Annotated in this window: 14 protein-coding genes; 5 read left to right on the top strand and 9 right to left on the bottom strand. The window is 65.9% G+C overall.

The window, feature by feature from the left end:
- Positions 1 to 319: 319 nt before the first annotated feature.
- The 3 genes from BDO18943_RS33685 to BDO18943_RS33675 form a co-directional block, all read right to left on the bottom strand.
- Positions 320 to 3,958, bottom strand: a complete 3,639-nt coding sequence (locus BDO18943_RS33685) for a hydantoinase B/oxoprolinase family protein (protein WP_175025676.1) — start codon at positions 3,956 to 3,958, stop codon at positions 320 to 322.
- A gap of 128 nt (positions 3,959 to 4,086) precedes the next feature.
- Positions 4,087 to 5,385, bottom strand: coding sequence for an MFS transporter (locus tag BDO18943_RS33680; RefSeq protein ID WP_043178405.1), 1,299 nt, complete (start codon positions 5,383 to 5,385; stop codon positions 4,087 to 4,089).
- 78 nt (positions 5,386 to 5,463) lie between these two features.
- Complete coding sequence (locus BDO18943_RS33675; RefSeq protein ID WP_175025675.1) at positions 5,464 to 6,237, bottom strand: putative hydro-lyase; 774 nt, start codon at positions 6,235 to 6,237, stop codon at positions 5,464 to 5,466.
- A 211-nt stretch (positions 6,238 to 6,448) separates the two neighbouring features.
- On the opposite strand from BDO18943_RS33675, the gene BDO18943_RS33670 reads away from it, so the two are divergent.
- The 5 genes from BDO18943_RS33670 to BDO18943_RS33650 all read left to right on the top strand — a co-directional run bounded on the left by BDO18943_RS33670 (position 6,449) and on the right by BDO18943_RS33650 (position 13,763).
- The gene (locus BDO18943_RS33670; protein WP_175025674.1) at positions 6,449 to 7,381 is read left to right on the top strand and encodes a LysR family transcriptional regulator; all 933 of its coding nucleotides are present in this window, start codon (positions 6,449 to 6,451) and stop codon (positions 7,379 to 7,381) included.
- 168 nt (positions 7,382 to 7,549) lie between these two features.
- Complete coding sequence (locus BDO18943_RS33665) at positions 7,550 to 8,473, top strand: hypothetical protein (RefSeq protein ID WP_175025673.1); 924 nt, start codon at positions 7,550 to 7,552, stop codon at positions 8,471 to 8,473.
- A 324-nt stretch (positions 8,474 to 8,797) separates the two neighbouring features.
- Entirely contained in the window at positions 8,798 to 9,067 is a 270-nt protein-coding gene (locus BDO18943_RS33660; RefSeq protein ID WP_175025672.1) for a PAAR domain-containing protein, read from the top strand.
- 63 nt (positions 9,068 to 9,130) lie between these two features.
- The gene (locus tag BDO18943_RS33655) at positions 9,131 to 12,922 is read left to right on the top strand and encodes a type VI secretion system Vgr family protein (RefSeq protein WP_235996260.1); all 3,792 of its coding nucleotides are present in this window, start codon (positions 9,131 to 9,133) and stop codon (positions 12,920 to 12,922) included.
- Complete coding sequence (locus BDO18943_RS33650; RefSeq protein ID WP_235996259.1) at positions 12,888 to 13,763, top strand: hypothetical protein; 876 nt, start codon at positions 12,888 to 12,890, stop codon at positions 13,761 to 13,763. Before BDO18943_RS33655 ends, BDO18943_RS33650 begins: the two co-directional genes overlap by 35 nt.
- Positions 13,764 to 14,011: 248 nt before the next feature.
- Here BDO18943_RS33650 and BDO18943_RS33645 read toward each other — a convergent pair whose 3' ends face one another.
- From BDO18943_RS33645 to BDO18943_RS33620, 6 genes are all read right to left on the bottom strand, one after another.
- A complete protein-coding gene (locus tag BDO18943_RS33645; protein ID WP_175025670.1) occupies positions 14,012 to 15,712 on the bottom strand; it encodes a hypothetical protein in 1,701 nt (566 codons plus the stop codon).
- Between the two features lie 197 nt (positions 15,713 to 15,909).
- Positions 15,910 to 16,236, bottom strand: a complete 327-nt coding sequence (locus BDO18943_RS33640) for an antibiotic biosynthesis monooxygenase family protein (protein ID WP_039354446.1) — start codon at positions 16,234 to 16,236, stop codon at positions 15,910 to 15,912.
- Between the two features lie 65 nt (positions 16,237 to 16,301).
- A complete protein-coding gene (locus BDO18943_RS33635) occupies positions 16,302 to 17,288 on the bottom strand; it encodes a YkgJ family cysteine cluster protein (protein WP_175025669.1) in 987 nt (328 codons plus the stop codon).
- Positions 17,282 to 18,091, bottom strand: a complete 810-nt coding sequence (locus BDO18943_RS33630; RefSeq protein ID WP_175025668.1) for a MetQ/NlpA family lipoprotein — start codon at positions 18,089 to 18,091, stop codon at positions 17,282 to 17,284. Before BDO18943_RS33630 ends, BDO18943_RS33635 begins: the two co-directional genes overlap by 7 nt.
- Entirely contained in the window at positions 18,088 to 19,137 is a 1,050-nt protein-coding gene (locus BDO18943_RS33625; protein WP_175025667.1) for a formylglycine-generating enzyme family protein, read from the bottom strand. Before BDO18943_RS33625 ends, BDO18943_RS33630 begins: the two co-directional genes overlap by 4 nt.
- 16 nt (positions 19,138 to 19,153) lie before the next feature.
- Entirely contained in the window at positions 19,154 to 21,112 is a 1,959-nt protein-coding gene (locus BDO18943_RS33620; protein WP_175025666.1) for an arylsulfatase, read from the bottom strand.
- Between the last annotated feature and the right edge of the window lie 62 nt (positions 21,113 to 21,174).

Raw genomic sequence — 21,174 nt, 5'->3', positions numbered from 1 at the left:
GCAGAGTGTCAAGGAATCGGGACTCGATTGGCAAGCCGGATTTTTCATGATTGGCAGCCCGCTCAATCGCGGTTGCGGCGGTGCGCAACGGGTTCGGCGAGACGGGCTGAGCGCCCCGCCAGGCGGGCGTTTGCGGCTGATTCCAGCATTCGGTGGCAGCGATGTGACAGGATCGTGGCGACAGGGTCGGATCGCATGCCGGCGACCCGATTTCCCGTCATTTTTGATTCCGTTCGTGCGTTAATGCGCGGCTTTATTCCACAGTTCGTTGCAATGTCGCCACGCACCCGGCGCGGGGCGCCCGCGCCGGGTGTACGGCTCAGCCCGCCGCACCGTATCCGCCGCCGCCGGGGGTTTCGACGACGAACACGTCGCCCGGCGCCATCTGCGCGCGGCCGATATGGTCGAGCGCCTCGACCGTGCCGTCCGCGCGCTCGATCGTGTTGCGGCCGAGCGCGCCGGCCTCGCCGCCCGCCGCGCCGAACGGCGCGTGGATCCGGTTGTTCGACAGGATCGACGCGGTCATCGGCTCGAGGAAGCGGATCCGCCGTACCGCGCCGTCGCCGCCGCGCCAGCGCCCGCCGCCGCCCGACCCGGCGCGGATCCGGTGCGAGTCGAGCCGCACCGGGTAGCGCCATTCGAGCACCTCCGGATCGGTGAGCCGCGAGTTCGTCATGTGCGTCTGCACCGCGCCGACGCCCGCGAAGCCGTCGCCGGCACCGCTGCCGCCCGCAATAGTCTCGTAGTATTGGTAGCGATCATTGCCGAATGTGAAGTTATTCATCGTGCCCTGGCTCGACGCGACGCAGCCGAGCGCGCCGTACAGCGCGTTGGTGATCGCCGACGACGTCTCGACGTTGCCCGACACGACCGCCGCCGGATACTCGGGGTTCAGCATCGAGCGCGCGGGCACGATCACCGTGAGCGGCTTCAGGCAGCCGGCGTTCAGCGGGATGTCGTCGCCGACCAGCGTGCGGAACACGTACAGTACGGCGGCCATGCACACGGCCTTCGGCGCGTTGAAGTTGTTGTCGAGCTGCGCGGACGTGCCCGTGAAATCGATTTCCGCGCGCCGCGCCGCCCGGTCGACGCGGATCGCGACGCGAATCTCCGCGCCGTTGTCGAGCGGATAGCGGTATGCGCCGTCCTGCAGCGCGCCGATCACGCGCCGCACGGCTTCTTCCGCGTTGTCCTGCACGTGCCCCATGAACGCGAGCACGACGTCGCGGCCGAACTGCGCGACCATCCGGCGCAGCTCGTCGACGCCTTTCTGGTTCGCGGCAACCTGCGCGCGCAGGTCGGCCATGTTCTGCTCGACGTTGCGCGCCGGGTAGCGGCCCGACGCGAGCAGCGCGCGGGTGTCCGCATCGCGCAGCGTGCCGGCCGACACGAGCTGCCAGTTGTCGATCAGCACGCCCTCTTCGTCGATGTGGGTCGAATCGGGCGGCATCGAGCCCGGCGTCGTGCCGCCGATGTCCGCGTGGTGGCCGCGCGAGCCGACATAGAACAGCGGCGCGTCCGAGCCGTCCACGAACACCGGCGTGATGACGGTCACGTCCGGCAGGTGCGTGCCGCCGTGATACGGGTCGTTCAGCATGAATACGTCGCCGTCGCGCATGCGGCCGCGATTGCGTTCGATCACCGTGCGGATGCTCTCGCCCATCGAGCCGAGGTGCACGGGCATGTGCGGCGCGTTCGCGATCAGGTTGCCGTCGCCGTCGAAGATCGCGCAGGAGAAGTCGAGGCGCTCCTTGATGTTCACCGAGTACGCGGTGTTCTGCAGCCGCAGCCCCATCTGCTCGGCGATCGACATGAACAGGTTGTTGAAGATCTCGAGCCGCACCGGATCGGCGTCGGTGCCGAGCGAGCGGCGTGTCGGCAGCGGCGTGACGCGCGTCAGCACGAGGTTGCCCTGCGCGGTCATCTGCGCGCGCCAGCCGGGCTCGACGACGGTCGTGCCGTTCTTCTCCGCGACGATCGCCGGGCCGTCGATCGCGTCTCCGGCCAGCAGCGTGTCGCGTACGTACAGCGCCGCGTCATGCCATTGGCCGCCGGAATGGAAGCGCACCGCGGAATGCGCGCGCAGCGCGGCGGCGTCGCCGCGCGGGGCGAGCGGCGCGATCTCCACCGGCGCGTCGGAGCGGCCGATCGCTTCGACCGATGCCAGTTCGGCCACGAGCGGCGTGCCGGGCATCAGGAACGCGTAACGCTGCCGGTACGCGGCCTCGAACGCCTGCTGCATCGCCGCAACACTGCCGGCCGGCACGTCGAGCGCCGAATCGGTGCCCTGGTAGCGCAGGTGTACGCGGCGCTCGGTCGCGATCCGCTCCGGCGGCACCCCCTGTTCGAGCAGCGCGCCGACCGCCTCGTCAGCCAGCCGGTCGAGCGCGCCATTCAGCGCCGGCAGCGAATCGTCCGACAACACTGCCTCGACCGCCCGCTCGCGCATCGCGGTCTGGTCGGCGAGCCCCATTCCGTATGCGGACAGCACGCCCGCGAGCGGATGCGCGAACACCTGCGTCATCCCGAGCGCGTCGGCCACGCCGCACGCGTGCTGGCCGCCCGCGCCGCCGAACGTCGTCAGCACGTAGCGCGACACGTCGTGGCCGCGCTGCACGGAGATCTTCTTGATCGCGTTCGCCATGCTGCCGACTGCGATTTCGAGGAAGCCTTCGGCGAGCGCCTCGGGTGTCTCGCGCCGCCCCGTCACCGCGTGGATCTCGTCGGCGAGCGCGGCGAACTTCGCGACCACGCCGTCGCGGTCGAGCGGTTCATCCGCCTGCGGGCCGAACACGCGCGGGAAATGATCGGGCTGGATCTTGCCGAGCATCACGTTGCAGTCGGTCACCGTCAGCGGGCCGCCGCGCCGGTACGCGGCCGGCCCCGGGTTCGCGCCGGCCGACTCGGGCCCGACGCGCAGCCGCGCGCCGTCGAAGCCGAGCACCGAGCCGCCGCCGGCGGCGACCGTATGGATGCTCATCATCGGCGCGCGCATCCGCACGCCGGCCACCTGCGTCTCGAACACGCGCTCGAACTCGCCGTGGTAGTGCGACACGTCGGTCGACGTGCCGCCCATGTCGAAGCCGATCACGCGCTCGAAGCCGGCCGCCTGCGCGGCGCGCACCATCCCGACGATGCCGCCGGCCGGGCCCGACAGGATCGCGTCCTTGCCCTGGAACGCGTCGGCGCGCGTCAGCCCGCCGCTGCTCTGCATGAACTGCAGGTTCACGCCCGGCATCTCGTGCGCGACCTGCTCGACGTAGCGGCGCAGGATCGGCGACAGGTACGCGTCGACCACGGTCGTATCGCCGCGCGACACCATCTTCATCAGCGGCGACACCTCGTGCGACACCGAGACCTGCGTGAAGCCGATGCGGCGCGCGAGGTCCGCCAGCGCGCGTTCGTGCGCGGTGTAGCGATAGCCGTGGATCAGCACGATCGCGAGCGCGCGTACGCCCGAGTCGAACACGCGGCGCAGCGACGCTTCGGCACCCTGAACATCGAGCGGCACGACGACGTCGCCGCGCGCGCCGATGCGCTCGTCGATCTCGATGACGGTCTCGTACAGCGCGTCGGGCAGCACGATGTCGAGATCGAACAGGCGCGGCCGGTTCTGGTACGCGATGCGCAGCACGTCGCGAAAGCCGCGCGTCGTCGCGAGCGCGGTGCGTTCGCCCTTGCGTTCGAGCAGCGCGTTGGTCGCGACCGTCGTGCCCATCTTCACCATGTCGACGCGCTCGGGCGTGATCGGCTCGCCGGCCGCGAGACCCAGCAGGTGGCGGATCCCGGCCACGGCGGCGTCGCGGTACTGCTCGGGGTTCTCCGACAGCAGCTTGTGCGTGACGAGCGTGCCGTCGGGCCGGCGCGCGACGATGTCGGTGAACGTGCCGCCGCGGTCGATCCAGAATTGCCAGCGTGCGGCGTCGGACGGAACGGGGGAAAGGTGTCGGTCAGTCATGATGTCGGGTCGATGCGTCGTTGAATCGAAGGACGAGCGCCGCCGCACGGCGCGCGTCGCGCGCCGTGTCACGGGGTCGATGAAAGGGGAAAAAAATGAAGGGCGGAGCGCCCTGCCGCTGACGTTGGTCAGGCGGCGTCGAGTTCGCGGCCGCGTGTCTCGGGCAGCGTCAGCGCGGCGACGATCACCACGCCGTACGCGGCGACCGCGAAGATGCCGATGCTCATGCCGAGCCCGTATTGCTTGGACAGCGCGCCGATCAGGAACGGGAACAGCGCACCGATCGCGCGGCCCACGTTGTAGCAGAAGCCCTGGCCGGAGCCGCGCACGCGGGTCGGGAACAGTTCGGTGAGGAACGCGCCCATCCCCGAGAAGATGCCCGATGCGAAGAAGCCGAGCGGGAAGCCGAGCCACAGCATCGACGCGTTGGTCAGGTTCAGTGACGTGTACGCGAACGCGATCACCATCGAGCCGACCGCGAACAGGATGAAGTTCGGCTTGCGGCCGAGGCGGTCGGTCAGGTACGCGCTCGTCAGGTAGCCGACCCACGAGCCGAAGATGATCATCGCGAGATAGCCGCCGGTGCCCATCACGGTGAGGTGACGCTCGGTCTTCAGGAAGGTCGGCAACCACGTCGTGATCGCGTAGTAGCCGCCCTGCGCGCCGGTCGTCAGCAGCGCCGCGCGCAGCGTCGTCGTGATCAGCTTCGGCGCGAAGATCTCGGTGAGGCGCGGCGCATCGGCCACCTTCGCCTGCGCGGCCTTCTCCTTCTCGTAGACGTCCGGCTCCTTCACGTAGCGGCGGATCGCGACGACCAGCAATGCCGGTGCCAGCCCGACGAGGAACAGCGCACGCCACGCCTGCTCGGCCGGCAGCACCGAGAACAGCAGCGCATACAGCAGTGCGCACAGGCCCCAGCCGATCGCCCAGCCCGACTGCACGAGGCCGACCGCCTTGCCGCGATCGCGCGCGCGGATCACTTCGCCGATCAGCACCGCGCCGGCCGTCCATTCGCCGCCGAAGCCGAAGCCCATCAGCGCGCGCGCCGCGAGCAGCTGGTGGTAGCTCTGCGCGAGCCCGCACAGCGCGGTGAACACCGCGAACCACAGCACGGTGAGCTGCAGCGTGCGCACGCGGCCGATCCGGTCGGACAGGATGCCGGCGATCCAGCCGCCGAGCGCCGACGCGAGCAGCGTGATCGTGCCGATGAAACCCGCGTCCGCAAGCGAGATGCCCCACGTCGCCACCAGCGTCGGGATCACGAACGACAGCATCTGCGTGTCCATCCCGTCGAGCATGTAGCCGACCTTGCAGCTCCAGAACGCGCGGCGCTCGCGCGGCTGCGCGTCCCCGTACCACGAGAACAGGCCGTTGCGCTCGGGGCTCGCGGGCTCCGCGGCGCTCGCCGCGAGGGTCTTGCTTTCCATGGTGGTGCTCCTGTCGTTATGCGCCGTCAAATGGCGATCGTCCGTGCGGTATGTCGTGCGGGTCGTCGTTGCCCCGGCTCAGAATATGGCCAGCGACGCGTTCGTGATGTCGGTCATCAGCATGTGGCCCGGCGTGTGCGCAATCGCGATCGGCAGCTTCGCGTCCATCAGCGCGGTTTGCGGCGTCACGCCACACGCCCAGAACACCGGCAGCTCGCCGTCGCGGATCGTTACCGCGTCGCCGAATTCGGGCGCGTTCAGATCGGCAATGCCCAGTTCGCGCGGATCGCCGAGATGGATCGGCGCACCGTGCACACCGGGGAACCGGCTCGTGATCTGCACCGCGCGGATCGCGTCGGCGCCGCGCATCGGCCGCATCGACACGACGAGCTGGCCGCCGAAGATCCCCGCGCGGCGGTTCGGAATCGACGTGCGGTACATCGGCACGTTGCGGCCCTCCTCGACGTGGCGCAGGCCGATCCCTTCGCGGGCCAGCATGTCTTCGAACGAGAACGAGCAGCCGATCGCGAACACGACGAAATCGTCGCGCCACAGTGCTTCCAGCGATTCGACGCGCTCGGTCAGGCGGCCGTCGCGGTAGACGTTGTAGCTCGGCACGTCGGTGCGGATGTCGAGATCCTCACCGAGCGCGTCGACCCGGAATGCGCCCGGTTCGCCGACGCCCAGCAGCGGGCAGGCTTTCGGGTTCGCCTGGCAGAAGCGCAGGAAATCGTGCGCGACCGCTTCGGGCAGGATCGCGAGGTTCGCTTGCGCGTACGGGCCGCAGTGGCCGGCGGTCGGGCCGCGGAACGCGCCGTGGCGCACGGACTGGCGGAATTCGGAAGGCGTCATGGTGGTCAAGGCTTGTGGCAGATCGGTGTGTCGGCAGGATGACGATGGCGTGTCATCGGATACGGCGAAGAATAGAAAAGAAAAAATTTTGCCGCCAACGAGTTTTTTTGCGCTTCGTGTATAGAATTTCTTAACGGATCTCGGGGTTTTCCCCGGCTCCGTTCACTTTTCCTCACCGGCACAGTGCGCCTCCACCGTCCGTCCGACCGCCATGAACACGCGTTTTCTCGAAACCTTCGTCACGCTCGCGAAGCTGCGCAACTTCCGTACGACGGCCGCCGCGCTGCACGCGACGCCGGCCGCGATCTCGCAGCGCCTGAAGGCGCTCGAGGACGAGCTGCAGACGGTACTCGTCGACCGCGACAGCCGCGAATTCCGCCTCACGCCGAACGGCGAATACCTGCTCGGCTACGCGAAAGCCGTGGTCGAGGCGACCCAGGAGCTGCAGGCCGCCGCATCCGGCGAGAGCGCGCTGCGCGGCAAGCTGCGGCTCGGCGTGATCGAGACCGTCGTGCACAGCTGGCTGCCGCACTATATGCGGCGGCTCGCGGCCGATTATCCGCAGCTGGAAATCGACCTGACCGTCGACGTCAGTGTCGTGCTGCAGCGCCGGCTGATGGCCGGCGAGCTCGACCTGATCATCCGCGTGGAAGGCAGCGACGAGGCGTCGGTCGTGTGCGATGCGCTCGCGAACTATCCGGTGCGCTGGATCGCGCGTGCCGGGTTGCTGCCGAATGCGCGCACGGGGCTCGCGCGGCAGGTGCTGCGGCAGCCGATTCTCACCTACGGGCGCGGTACGGCGCCGCATCGTGCGCTGGAGGACATCGTGCGTACGCTCGCGCACACGCACGGCGTACCGCTGTCGGACACGCGCATCACCGGCTCGCCGTCGATCTCGGTGATCGTGCAGCTCGTGCGCGACGGGTTTGGCGTGGCGGCGATTCCGAGTCTGTTCGTCGATGCGCTGATCGAAAGCGGTGAAGTCGTCGAGCTGCCGCTGCAACCTTCGCCGCCGTCGATCGTCGTGTCGATGTCGCGGCGGGCGGATGCGCCGCGGTTCGTGCATGGCGCGGCGACTGCGGCGCGGGCGGCGTGTCGCGAGTATTGCGAGAAGAGCAAGCGGTTGCTGGTCGAAGCGCTTTGATGCCGTGCCGGCCGGCGGGCGGCGAGGCCGGGTGTCCGGTGCGCATTCGACATCGCCGCGCGAATCGCCCACAATCGCCTGCGACGCGTGCGCGCCACGCGTCGTGAATGCCGGCACGGCCGTCCGGCATTGACCGCGTCGCTCGCCCCTGCACAACAAGAAGGCAACATGCAGACTCGTACCGCTTCCGCTCGCCTGAACCTCGCGCGCGCCGTCCTCGTCGCGCTGTACGTCGTGTCGCTGCTGCTACCGGTCGCCGCTGAACCGCCGAATGCAATCGGCGCGGTGCACTGGTGGCGCGGTTACATGGTGCTCGTGATCGGCCCGCTCGCGATCCTCGACCTGCAATTCGCGTGGCTCGGCAACCCGCTGCTGGTCGTGGCGCTGATCAAGCCGAACCGTGTCGTGTCCGCGCTGCTCGCCGTGGTCGTGGCCTTCGCGCTCGGATGGCACACGATTCCGACCGGCCCGGACTTCAAGCCGATCCACGCTTTCGGCATCGGGTACTACCTGTGGCTTGCGGCCATGGTTGGCGCCGCCGCGTTGCCGTGGATCGGCGGGCGCGGGAACAGGGACGCCGTCGCGCCTGCAACGGGGATCGTGCCGGATAGCCCGGTCGATCCGATGGATGCGATCGATCCAATGGATGCAATGGATGCCGCCGCGCCGGCCGGCGCCGGCGACGCGGCGCAACCGGGCACCGCACCGTCACCGCCCCTTTCGCCCATCCCGCCGAACCGCTGGGTCGTGACCACGACCGATACGCGCATCGAGGCAATCGACCCGAAGGGCACGACGCATGGAATCGCGCTGGCCGACCTCGGCGCGGTCGTGATCGAAACCAACGACCAGGGGCCCTACGAATCGGACGTGTGGTGGATCCTGTTCGATACGAACAAGCAGTTCGCGTGCGGGTTCCCGCAGAACGCCGACGGCGTGAAAGCGGCGGTCGATCGGCTGCTCGACCTGCCAGGCATCGATCACCGCAAGGTCATCGACGCGCAGACGTCGGTCCAGAACGCGATGTTCCCGATCTGGCAGCGCGCGGCGCAGGCGGAGCCGAAAGACGGTGAAGCGCAACGCACCGATTGAACCCGCGCTAAGACACAGTTGAAAGGCCCGGCCGCTGAAACGCGCAGCCGGGCCTCCGTCACCCGGTATCAGCCGGGGCCCGCCCGCCTCAGTGCGACCGCCCCGTATCCGTCCCCGGCGCGAACTCGATACCCCGCAGCACTTCCGCAAACTTCGCAGTCCGCAGCACGGCGAACTGCTCGTGCGCGGCCGTCGTTGCGCTCGTGTAAAAACAAACATCATTTGTTTAACGAAAGTCAAAGTCCGAAAAATCGTATTCATCCCATAGTCGGCGCCGAATTTCCGCGTTATCAATCTCGCTCCACGTGATTTGCGAGAGCGCTGATGAAGAATGCACTAGGCCATGAAATGGTCCGCCTCGGTGACTCAACCGACCACGGCGGCACCGTCATCGAAGCTGCCAGTGACCTGAAGCATCTTGGCATCAGTGTTGCGCTTGACGGCCACGGTGTTCGTTGTCCGACATGCGGTGGCGTTTTCCCGTTGCTGGCGAGCGGCCAGCGTACGCATCACGGCCGGCGCGTGGGTTATCACGGCGACAAAAGCGGGTGCGGTGCGACCGTCATTGGTCAGCGAACGACGGGGGCGGAGTAAATGGGGATTTTTGCTCAGGCTCGCACGCTGTCGATCGGGGGTGCGTCGCTACCGACGTACGGGATGGATGCACTGCCGGTATTCATTCCGGTGCGCCTGCAAGGCACCGAAACCATCGGCCGCCTCGATGAATGCCGCTATCTCGTCGCGCTGCGCACCGACGACGCCTATGCCGTTTCGCCGAGCCGCACGGCGGATCTCGATCTGGACAGGATAGTCGGCACGGAAGTCACCGTGTCGATCCAGCTCGAAGGCAAAGGTCGGTTCATTCCGGGGATGGTAGGCGCTGCCGGACTTGGCAACATCGGAGCGGGTACGCGCGAGATCACCGGATTGGTCGAAACGGCACGGCTTGCCGGTCAGGATCGCAAGGCGATCCTGTACGAACTCGAACTGCGGCCATGGCTCTATCGCGCGACCCTGACGCAGGATTGCCGCCTGTTTCAGGATATGACCGTCGTCGAAATCACCGATGCGGTGCTCTCGAAATACCCCTATCCCGTCGATAAGCGCCTGGGCGCATTCAGGGGCGTCTATCCGAAACGCGACGTACAGAGACAGGCCTTTGAATCGGACTGGGCGTTCCTGCAACGCCTCTGGGAAGAATGGGGCATCTGGTGGTGGTTCGAACATGACGACGGCCATCACCGTCTGGTCTTGTGCGACCCGATGGGCGGATACCAGCCGCACGGGGAGGCTTACGAGACTTTGCGCTATCTGCCACCCGGCGGTCAGCGCATCGACGAGGAACACATACACACGCTGTCCGTGACCAGTCGATTGACGGCGGGGTCCGTGAGCGTAACGGATTACGACTACACGCGGCCACGCGCGAGGCTGGGCGTTACCGTGGAAGACCCTCGTCCGACGGCCAGCTCGGGTGGCGAGATTTATGACTGGGGTGACTACAGTCAGCCGCTCGCCGGCACGCAAGGGCTGACAGGCCAGCCGAACGATACGGAGCGGGAGGCGCGGCACTTCGCGCGTGTGCAGCTTGAGGCGCAGCGCTGCGTGGGACTGCGTGCACACGGCAAAGGGAATCTGCGCGGCCTCACGGTCGGTCACACCTTTACGCTCATCGGCCATCCGCAGCAGGCGGCGAATCGCGAGTACGTCGTCGTTTCCTGCACGCTCGATATCGAGGAAGTCGGCGGGCGAGCCGGCAGCGCGCAAACCTATCGCGCCGACACGCAATTCGAACTGCTGCCGACGAATGAGCCATTCAGGCTGGAGCGCAGCGTACGCAAGCCCATTATGGGCGGGCCTGAGAAAGCAATTGTCGTCGGCCCCGCCGGACAGGAAATCTGGACGGACCAATACGGCCGCGTGAAGGTGCAATTCGCATGGGACCGGCAGGGCAAGCACGACGAGAATTCGGGCATCTGGCTGCGTGTGCTGTCGCCGTGGCAAGGCACCGACATGGGCGCGACGTTCATCCCGCGCATCGGTCATGAAGTGGCGGTGTCGCACTACTACGGTGACCCTGATTTGCCGGTGATTATCGGTAGTGCCGTCAACGCATTCCGCCAGCCTGCACTGGACCCGCCGCACAATCACGCGATATCGGTGATTCGCGGACGAGAACTCCACGGCAACGCGTCCGGCCATCTGGCAATCGACGATACGCGCGAGCAAATCCAGACGCAGCTTGCGAGCGACGCCGGCACGTCACAGCTGAGTCTTGGCCATCTCCGACGTATCACCCCAAAGAAGGGGCGCGCCGATGCACGCGGCAAGGGGTTCGATCTTCGCACCGACGACTGGGGCGTGGTGCGCGCGCTGAAGGGCTTGTTTCTGCTGACGGACGGCCAACCGGGCGGCCCGGGCCATGCGAAGGACGCCAAGGAAGCCATCGGCCGACTCACGCGGGCGCGCGAGCTACAGGAAAGCCTCACGGGGCTGGCGCAACGACATCAAGCGCAACAGCCCGATGCGGATCAGAGCGATGTGACCAAGTCGATCAGGGCGCGCAACGATGCGATTCGAGGCAATACGCCGGCCGGCACGGACGATTTCCCGGAATTGACAGAGGCTGACATCGTACTGGCCGGACCAGCCGGATTCAGTCTGGCGGCTGAGCGTGGCGCTCATATTGCGAGCGGTGAGGATGTTGCCATAACAAGCGGTCGGCATGTCGGGCTTGCCGTGGGGCGTTCGCTGTTTGCGAGCGTATCGAATGCGTTCTCGTTGTTCGTGCACAAGGCGGGTATGGCACTCGTCGCCGCAGCGGGAAAAGTACGCATCGAAGCGCAGACCGACGGTGTTGACCTCACCGCAAAGAAGGCAATCAACATCACGAGTACAACCGACAGCATCCACTTGCACGCGGCAGACGAAATCGTGCTGCACGCTGGCGGTACGGAGGTTCGCATCAGCGATCAAGGTTACGTGGTGCGGACGGCCGGCGAGCACACGGTCTATGCAGGCAGTCATCAGACAGACACTGCTCAAGTGCGGCCGATGCGCCAGCCGGTCACTCCCGAGCATCCGGGGCAATATGCCGCGCACTTTGTGCTGCTCGAACACGACGGCGGGTTCGCACTACCGAACCAGCCGTACCGCGTCACGCTCGACAACGGCCGCGTGATCGAGGGCGTGAGTAACGAGCTGGGCGAAACGGACGTGGTGACGAGCCATGACATCGCGTTCGGCACGGTGGAATTGCTAGCGGCGAGCGATCCGGACAAGGTGATTGCGGTAAACCGGGCGGCCGTCGTGCGCGACAACACGACGCCTTACACCGCCCGAGCGCCGAACGCCGACAAGCGCACCACAACGATCAAGGGCAAGAAGGTCAGCCCCCCGGAGCAGGGGGCTACGTCCGAGAGTCAGCCGGCCGCGTTCGCGAGCTGCGATCCGCTCAACTTCGGGCTGCGCTTCCACCACTTCATCGACGGGGCGAAACAAGGCGATACGCCCCCGGACATGCCGGTGCGCCGCGATGTTGAGTATCCGGTGACGAAGGCCTATACGGCGGCGATCAAGAAGGCACTCAATGGGATTGAGTGGGGCAAGTTCAACACCTTAAATGGCGAGACATCAAAAGACTTAAAGGCAAACATCACGCTTGCAGTTGGAAATATATTGAGCACAGCTCTTGATGCGGGGCCATTCGGATTGCCCACTGGATCGTTGGGCGATCCGATGAGATCAAATGGCGCGACTCCCAAGATCAATATTGTTAGCGCAAGTGAAGGGTGGTCCCGGTACAACATGCGCCCGGATGTCAGCGCATCATTTATCGGAAGATACTGGGTAATAGCTATCCAAGAGAGAGAAATAACAAAGATCATTGCATCATCGAATAATACGACCGCATTGAATGGCGCCTTGAAGGCCTTCGCAGATTTGCTTTATCACGAAGCGCGACATTGCCAGCAAACATTCTGGATGATGGCCTTGCTTCAACAACATCCGAGCGACTACGCGACGTTCTCTCAGGCAATGCAAGTGTATGGCGACAGTGTGCGCAAGGATGTCTTTGACGCAGCCGAAAAGACTCGACTTCCAGATGACACAAGGATATTGACGGGACTGCATCGCATGTTGGTTTTTCACTATTACTGGATGATTTCTTACATGAAAAATCAGACAGGCGGATCCTATGTGAAGCTCGACGTGCAGGTTGCACAGGCCGAAGTTTGCAAGTTGTTTCGGGTGTCGCCAGAAACGGCGGCCAAGATGGTGAGTTTCGAAGAGGGATACCGGAGCCAGTTACATGAAGAAGATGCCTATGCATGTGCGGAAGTGGTGCAAGCTTATTGGGACCGTCCTGATCGTGCTTTCGTGCGCAATCCCGGTACATGCACAGGAGGATACGATGCTTCACTTAAAACCATTGGGAGAGGGTTTTGAAATGCAGACGACCGACGAAGAGCAGCGCGTCGTGCTGCGGACCATCCTTAAAACAGCAATGGCGATCCTGCGTGATGATGCGTCGTACGACCCCGAATATGTTGTCTTCGGAACAAACTACACAACATGGACGCACCCTCCTGCAAAAGGGTTTCTTTATAAATATGCAAATCGTGCGCTGCGCGGAACAGAGATTGAACTCTCCACCGGAGACGATCCGGAAGACTACAGCGATGATCGCGATAAGGTGAAAATTGTTCCGGCTGGGGTAAGGATTGTCCTCGACGTAAGGGTTGCCAATCTGCCTGACACGGAAATCAAATCGCTTCTCCAGCTAGAGGACTATTGGATTGATCATCGAGGGAATCGCAGATACGGGAATGAAATAAGGGCGCGCACCCCCGACGCTCCTAATTTGCAGTCCTTTCGCTACCGTTCGAAAGATATTCCGGGCAGTAAATTTCCGATCGATGTCGATCTTGGTTACATAAATCCGCTAGATGGATCATCTCCGCAGCAATTATGGATAGTCGAAATACGCCGCACATACAAAATCTTGACACCGGAGGAACGCGAGCAGCGCCGCTTGGAGGAGCAACAGGCCAAGCGCTACAAATACGAGTTGATGAATCTGTGTACGGACATGCTGTGCCCAGAAACCGGGATATGGCAGGGATACACCAAGACTTCCAATTCGGATATTCATCTGATCTGGAAGGGACAAAAATTTCCCAATGTCCGCAAGCTCACCCCTCGGGAGCAAGAGGAACGAAACCAGTACACGAACCTGTTTGAGCCAGGTCGGTGGATGTGGTTCGAGGAATATCAGGAACGGTCATGAGAAGCATCCGATTGAATTCGTACTTGCGAGCTCAATCTGGCGGAACGCTAAAACCCGACGGGCGAGTTGCACCGGCACGAAGAAGTGCTCAAGCTATTGAAATCTCGCCCCCCTGCCTTTTCGGACCTGGCGCGCACAGGGAAAAACCGCTCGCCAGGCGACGGACAAAGCAGACCAACTAAACGCGGCCGCCGATATCGGGCGGCCGCGTTCGCCTTCAGCCCGGCCTCAGCCGAGCCCCGCCCGCCTCAGTGCGACCGCCCCGTATCCGTCCCCGGCGCGAACTCGATACCCCGCAGCACTTCCGCAAACTTCGCAGTCCGCAGCACGGCGAACTGCTCGTGCGCGGCCGTCGTTGCGCTCGTGTTCTTCAGCACGTCACGCACCGCAACCAGACGGTTCGGATCCGCCCCGACATCGCCATTGCCGCTGACCGTCGACGTAATCGCCCAGATCGTCACCGTGCCGTCGCGTTCGACGCGGCCCGTCAGGTTGCGCAGGCCGGCCGTCGCCGGTGCCCACGGCAGGCCCGTCGCCGAATTGTTGCCCACCGGGTAGCCGGCAACCGAATACGGCTGACCGAGGTTCAGCCCGTTCTGCAGCGTATAGGCGAGCTTCCACTGCTTCGCGCCCGCGTCGTAGACCCACTTCTGCAGGCCCGCCGTCGTCTGCGCAGCCGCGTGCGTGTACAGGTCCGCGCCGCCGGTGTAGCCGTCGCCTTCGTCCGCGACATACAGCGTGTTCGCGTCGGCGAACCAGATCCCGAACGGATAGGAGAGCGTCGTCGCAGTCTTGTTCGGCGTGGCCGGGAAGCCGGCCAGCACGCACATGTTGTTCGGCAGGCCCGTCGTCTGCAGCGTGGCCGCGTTGTACGCGAGCGGCGCCGTCGGCAGCACGGCCTTCGGCGACGGCACGCCGACACCCGACGGGCACGCGGTGCCGGTCGTATCGACGAAGTACACGGTGTTCACGCCGTTGCCGCCGCTGCCCTTCGTGTAGTACACGACGTTGTCGTGCACCGCGATGCCGCGGAAGTTGTCGTCCTTGCCGATCTTGTCGGCCTTCGCGCCGAGTTCGGTGACCGAGAAGCTCGCGAGCGGCGTCGGCACGCCCGGATCCTGTTGCGCTTCGTGATGCTTCGCGCCGTCGACGAACTGCGCACCCGCGCCGAGAATCACGTTGTCCGGTTGCGGGTTCGAGCCGTTGCCGGCGTTGCCCGACGTGTAGTACATCTCGCGGCCGTCGCGATTGTTCAGGATCGCCGCGCGGCCGTTGTTGCCGCTGTACGCGTTCGTCTCGGTGAAGCGGAAATGCCCGTGGCGATCGACGCGCGCGATCGCGCGATAGACGTTCTGCCCGTCCGGGTTCGTCGTATCGACCGCGAGCGGCGTGTTCGAGTTCGACACGTCGATCGCGTTGACCGGCGCGACGTAGCCCATGAACGTCAGATAGCTGCCGTCGAGGGACAGGTGCAGGCCGAGTTCCGACTTCGAGCTGAAGCTCGTCACCATCTGGTCGTGCGCGAAGCCTTTGTGCAGGCTGTTCGGCACTTCGAGCGTGCTGACGACACCGCCGGCCGGCGTGATCTGGTCGAGGAAGATGCGCGACGTGATGCCGAAGCTGCCGTCGTAGCGGTCGTTGTTCCACACGGTCGGATAGGTGCCGTCGTTCGGCGCGCCGGCAGCCGCGCCGCAACCGCCGGTCGTCTTCGCGCAGTTCGGCGGCAGGATCGCGCCGGGCTGGACGTTGCTCGACACGTTGTCGTACACGCTGCGGCTGAGCACCAGGAAGCCCGGCACGAACCCCGGCGCAAAACGGCTGTCGCCGCCGTCGTCATGCGGAGCAGCCTGCGCGCCGATGCTCGCGGCGATCAGCGTGAGTGCGAAGACAGGAACGGTACGATCGCGCAGCGCGCGGCGGCGCTTCGCGGACAAGGCGAAATTCGGCATGGACAAGGCTCCGTACGACATCGAGTGAGGACGTTGTTGGTGGACAGACTGACGACGTGAAGCCTCGCCACCTTAGCCATGCTTGATGAAGAATTGATTGCACGCGATCTCGCGGAAACCCGTGCGCAAACACGGGCTGCCGAGTGCGGCGCCTTGTTATTTATCCGTAATGCGAAAGAAATGAATCAGACAGCCATTCAGGCGGATTGCCCCGCATGCGGCTGCGTGAGCTTGCCGTCGCCATACTCTCGCAACACTTTGGAAATCACCACGCGATAGCCGTCCAGCCAGCGCGCCTGCTTCGTCTTCGCCTCGAGATGCGCCGGGTGCTGCATCAGTTGCTGCAGCGCAGCCTCCGACTCCCAGTAGTAGACGTTCTGGATCAGCCCCGATTCGGCGTTCTCCCACGTCTCCTCGCCGAGATAGCCGGGCGTCGCGCGCGCCATGTCGGCGATCTGCCGGTCGAGCCGGTGGAATTCGTCGTCGTATTGCCCGGCTCGGAAAATGAAGGTCGACGCGTACATGCCCGCTCCATCGAAAGCAGTTGAAAGAGCGCCGATTGTAAGGCACGTGTAGTGTTTCGGGATGGTTACGCAGCGAGCGTATCGAGGTCGGGACGGTCGGCGAGCCACGCGTCGATGCGTGGTGCGTCCTCACGCACGCCGGTCGCGAGCACCGGCGGCGCGACCAGTGCCTGCCGCGCACGTTCAAGCGCCTGCGCGAAGCCGCGCAGCTCGCGCGTCGCGGGCCGGTCGTCGGTATGTCGCCGCGCGAGTGCCGCTTCGATGTTCATACCGATCAACGCGAGTTGTGCATCGATAAACGCAATGCAGCGTGTGCGGCAATGCTCGGATACCGGTGCGACGGCCAGCAAGACAGGCACGATCGACACGGTCAGGTAGCCGCCGGGCGCCAGCCGCGACACTGCGTGCTGCACGTCCTGCCCGCCGCCGACCCACGACGCGAACACCGCATCGCGCCACACCGCGCGCTCGAACACGAGCGCTTCGCGATACGCGTCGAGCGCTGTGCGGTCCGCGACCTGTCCGGCCGTCACCAGCGGAATCGGGAATGACAATTCGACCGAAGCGTGCGCGCTCGCCGGTTCGACGATGCAGTTCGCGCCAAGCCATCCCGCATCATCGCGCCGCGCGGCCGGTACACGGGACTGCAACCGATCCGGCAGCATCGGATCGAGCGGCACCGCGCTGCAGATTGACGGCTTGTCCGCATGCACGCTGCAGCGGCCATCGTCGGCCAGCGCCGCGCACCGGCCGAGCGACGGATAGTCGTAGCCCTGCAGCGTCAACGCGATCCATTCGGCGCCCGCGCCACCGGTGCGATGAAACAACCGCTCCGCCAGCGCATCGGAAGCCGCGACATCTTCTGCATCGAGCGCGTGCTCGCGGCCGCCCGCACGCCAGCGCTCGCCAATCCGCCGCTTCGGTACGCGACGGATCGTCAGCGCGCCGACGAAGCGATGCCGATGGCGGAACAGTTCGCGCAACGACAGCGTCGGCGCGCTGTTGCAGCAGCGTCCGCATGCGTTGCACGCGAGCAGGTAGCTGTCTACCACGGCCGCCGCACCGAATCCTGGTAGCGCGTGAGGATGAAGCGCGCGACGTCGTCCGAATGATAGGCAGCGACGAGCTGCGTCACCCACGGTTTCGCGCGATCGGCATCGCGCACCGTCAGCACGTTCGCATACGGCGAGCGCGCATCCTCGATGCTGATGCTGTCGCGCGCGGGTTGCAGCCCGGCGCGCGCGGCATCGTCGCTGTCGATCGCGACCAACGCGGCCGTGTCGAGCGCCGCATAAAGGCGATCGCGGCGCAGTGCGACGAGCTTCAGCCCGAGCCGGTTGCCGGTCACGTCGCGCAACGTCGCGTGCAGGCCCGCCTGCTCGCGCAACGTCACCAGCGTGTCGTTCTGCAGCAGCACGAGCGCGCGCGCCATCCCGCGCGGATCGGCCGGAATCGCGACCGTCGCGCCGGGCTGCAGTTCGTTCAGGTTCTTCAGCTTGCGCGAATAGAGCGCCATCGGCAGCGTGACGGTCGGCGCGATGTCGGCCAGTGCGTAGCGTTTCTGCGCGCGTGTCGCGGCAAGCTGTTGCGCATCCTCGAAGCTGGCCGCGTCGATCCGGCCGTCGGCCAGCGCCGTGTCGATGCGCGACGCATCGTCGAATTCGACGACGTCGACACCCAACCCTCGCGACGCGGCGACCCGCTTCACTTCGCCCAGGATCTGCGCATGCACGCCGCGCGTCACGCCGACGCGCACGGCCGGAGCGACTGATTCGGCTGCAATCGTCGAGCCCGAATGCACGCCCCCGCAAGCAACGATCAGCCACGCCCCCACGCAATGCCAGACGCGCTTCATGTTGCATCCCTCAGAATCGTGCGGAACCCGATATGCGACGCGCCGAGATCGGCTTCCTGCTGTTCGCGCGACGACGCGCGATAGCGCACGCAGTAGTCGCGCGAGCACAGGAACGAGCCGCCCTTGATGACCATCGGCGTATCGTGCCGGCGCGTCGGCGGCGCGACGGCCGCCGTGTCGCCGTTCGTATGCGACTGGTGCGGGCCCGTGTACGCGTCCTTCGTCCATTCCCATGCATTGCCGATCATGTCATAGAGCCGGAACCCGTTCGCCGCGTAGCAGCCGACGGGTGCGAGCCCCGCGTGACCGTCCTCGGCCGTATCGAGCACCGGGAACACGCCCTGCCAGTAGTTCGCGGCCGGCTTGCCCTGCGCGTCGCGCGGCGCGGCATCGAGCGACGCATCGTCGCGGCCGGCCTTGCCCGCGTATTCCCATTCGGCCTCGGTCGGCAGGTCGCGGCCGAGCCAGTGCGCATACGCGAGCGCATCACGCTGCGTGACGAGCGTGACCGGCAGGTTGCCGATCCCGTCGATGCCGCTGCCCGGCCCGCGAGGATGGCGCCACGACGCACCCTTCACCCACGACCACCACGCAAGGTCGCGCGCGTTCATCTCGTCGCGCGTCGGCACGTGGAACACCGCCGCCCCGCCCTGCAGCTCGGCCTCGGACACGTAGCCGGTCGCCTGCACGAAAGCGGCGAACTGCGCGATCGTCACGTCGGTCTGGTCGATCCAGAACCCGCCGACACGCGTGCGGCCGTCGCCGACCGGGCGCTCGTCCGCGTAGCCGCGTGTGCTGCCGAACACGAACGCGCCGCCGTGCAGGTGCACCATCCCGGCCTTCGCGTCGTCGCGCCACCCGGCCGGCAGTCCCGAGTAGCGCTCGCACTGCCGCTCCGAGCCGAGCGGCGCGAGCGCGCGGCCGCGATTCGCGTCGTCGAACGCATCGCCCGCCGGTGCGACGGGATTCGCATAGCCGGCCGCGAACGCGGCGGCGAACAGCGTGGCGGCCAGCGCCGCGCCGATCGTCCAGAACTGGAACTGCATCGTGTCGTCCCCGCGATCAGTAGTAGCCGCGCGGACGCAGCGGCTCGACACCGCCGACGTTGCTCATGTAGGTCTTCCACTGGTCGACGAGCGTACTGATCACCGACGGGTTCTGCGCGGACACGTCGGTCGTCTCGCCGCGATCCGACGCGAGGTCGTACAGCTGCCAGTGACCGTCGGGCGGCCCGAGCGGCGGCTCGGTCCACAACGCCTTCCAGCGGCCGTCGGCGCTGCGCAGGTACGCGCGGCCGTACGCTTCGTCGCCGAACGGCGTCGTATGCACCTCGCCCGTCGCGGAACCCGTGAGCACCGGCAGCAGCGACTGGCCCGTCACCGGATACACGTAGCGGTTGTTGTAGATCACCTTGCCCTTGTTCTGGTCGACACCCGTCAGCGTATTGACGAGCGGCGGCGCCGGCTGCGACGGCGGCGTGACGCCCGCGACCGCGAGGAAGGTCGCCGTATTGTCGGTCACGTGCGTGAACGCGCGCAGCGTCGGCAACGACTGCGTCTGGCCCGGCAGGTGCACGATCGTCGGCGTCGATACGCCGCCTTCGGCTGAATAGCCCTTCGTGAGCCGGAACGGCGACGCGCTCACCTCGGCCCAGCGCAGCCCGTACTGCAGGCGCTGCGCGTTCTGCTTGCCGTTGTCGGTGCCAAGCGTCGAGTAGATCGGCTCCTGTCCGTTCGCGGTATCGGTCGCGGTCGGGTCGGCGCCACCGTCGATCGGCCAGCCTTCCGCGCCGTTGTCCGACTGGAACATGATGAACGTGTTGTCGTATTCGCCGATGTCCTTCAGGTGCTGGATCAGGAGGCCGATGTTGTAGTCGAGGTTCTCGACCATCCCCGCATAGATCTCCATGTAGCGCGCCTGCGCCTTGCGCTCGGCCGGCGACAGGCTCGACCACAGCTTGTCGACCTTGCCCGGGCCATAGTCGCTGTAGCCGTCCGCGGCCGAATGCACCGCGCTGACGTACTTCGCGCCGGCCGTGCCGTTGTTCGCGGTCGCGGGCGACGCGGCCGTCGTTTCCGGCAGACCGTCGAACGGCTTGAAGTCGGCGGGGATCAGGCCGAGCGCCTTCTGCCGCGCGATCCGCGCGTTGCGGATCGCGTCGTAGCCGGCGTCGTACACGCCCGCGTACTTGTGCAGCCACGGATCGGGCACCTGCAGCGGCCAGTGCGGCGACGTGTAGGCCGCGTACGCGAAGAACGGCTTGCCGTCGCGCTGGTTCGAGTCGATGTACGAGATCAGCTTCTGCGTATAGAAATCGGTCGAATAGAACACGGCCGGGCTGCCGCCCGCACCGCCCGGCTGTCCGGGCTGGCCAGGCTGCACGTAGCGGCCGTCTTCGGTGTAGTTCGACGAGCCGGCCGGCTCGTGCGCGAAGTGATTGGTCGCCGCGCCGCCGAGCAGCACGTAGCTGCGCTCGAAACCCCACTGGTCGGGCGTCTGCCCGCTGCCCGTCGCGCTGCCGACGATTCCCGAGCCGATGTGCCACTTGCCCGCGATGTACGTGTGGTAGCCGGCGTCCTTCAGTAGTTGTGCGAACGACAGTGCGCGATCGTTCAGGTAGCCCTCGTAGCCGGGCAGCCCGCGCCGTTCGTCGGTCGGCACGCCCATCGTGCCTTCGCCGACGAGATGGTGGTCGGTGCCGGACACCAGCATCGCACGCGTGATCGCGCAGACGGTGCCCGTGTGATGGTTCGACAGGATACGGCCCGACGCGACGAGCGCGTCGAGGTTCGGCGTGTTGATCTCGCCGCCGAATGCATGGATGTCGGAATAGCCGAGATCGTCGGCCATGATGTACAGGATGTTCGGGCGTTTCTGAGCCAGCGGCGGCGTGGTGCTGGCCGGTGACGACGGCGGATCGCTGTCGACGCCGCCGCACGATGCGAGCGACAGCGCACCGGCAATCGCGGCGCAGACGACACGGAAACGAAAAGCATGCAACGGCGAAGCGGACTTTTTCATTGCTCTGGAACGCTCGATCTACAGGATCGGCGATCTTAGCGTCGCGCGCGCGGCGCCCAAAG

Source organism: Burkholderia aenigmatica, assembly GCF_902499175.1.
Lineage (GTDB): Bacteria > Pseudomonadota > Gammaproteobacteria > Burkholderiales > Burkholderiaceae > Burkholderia > Burkholderia aenigmatica.
Note: the sequence above shows the minus strand (reverse complement) of the source record. Positions and strands in the feature narration are given on the sequence as shown.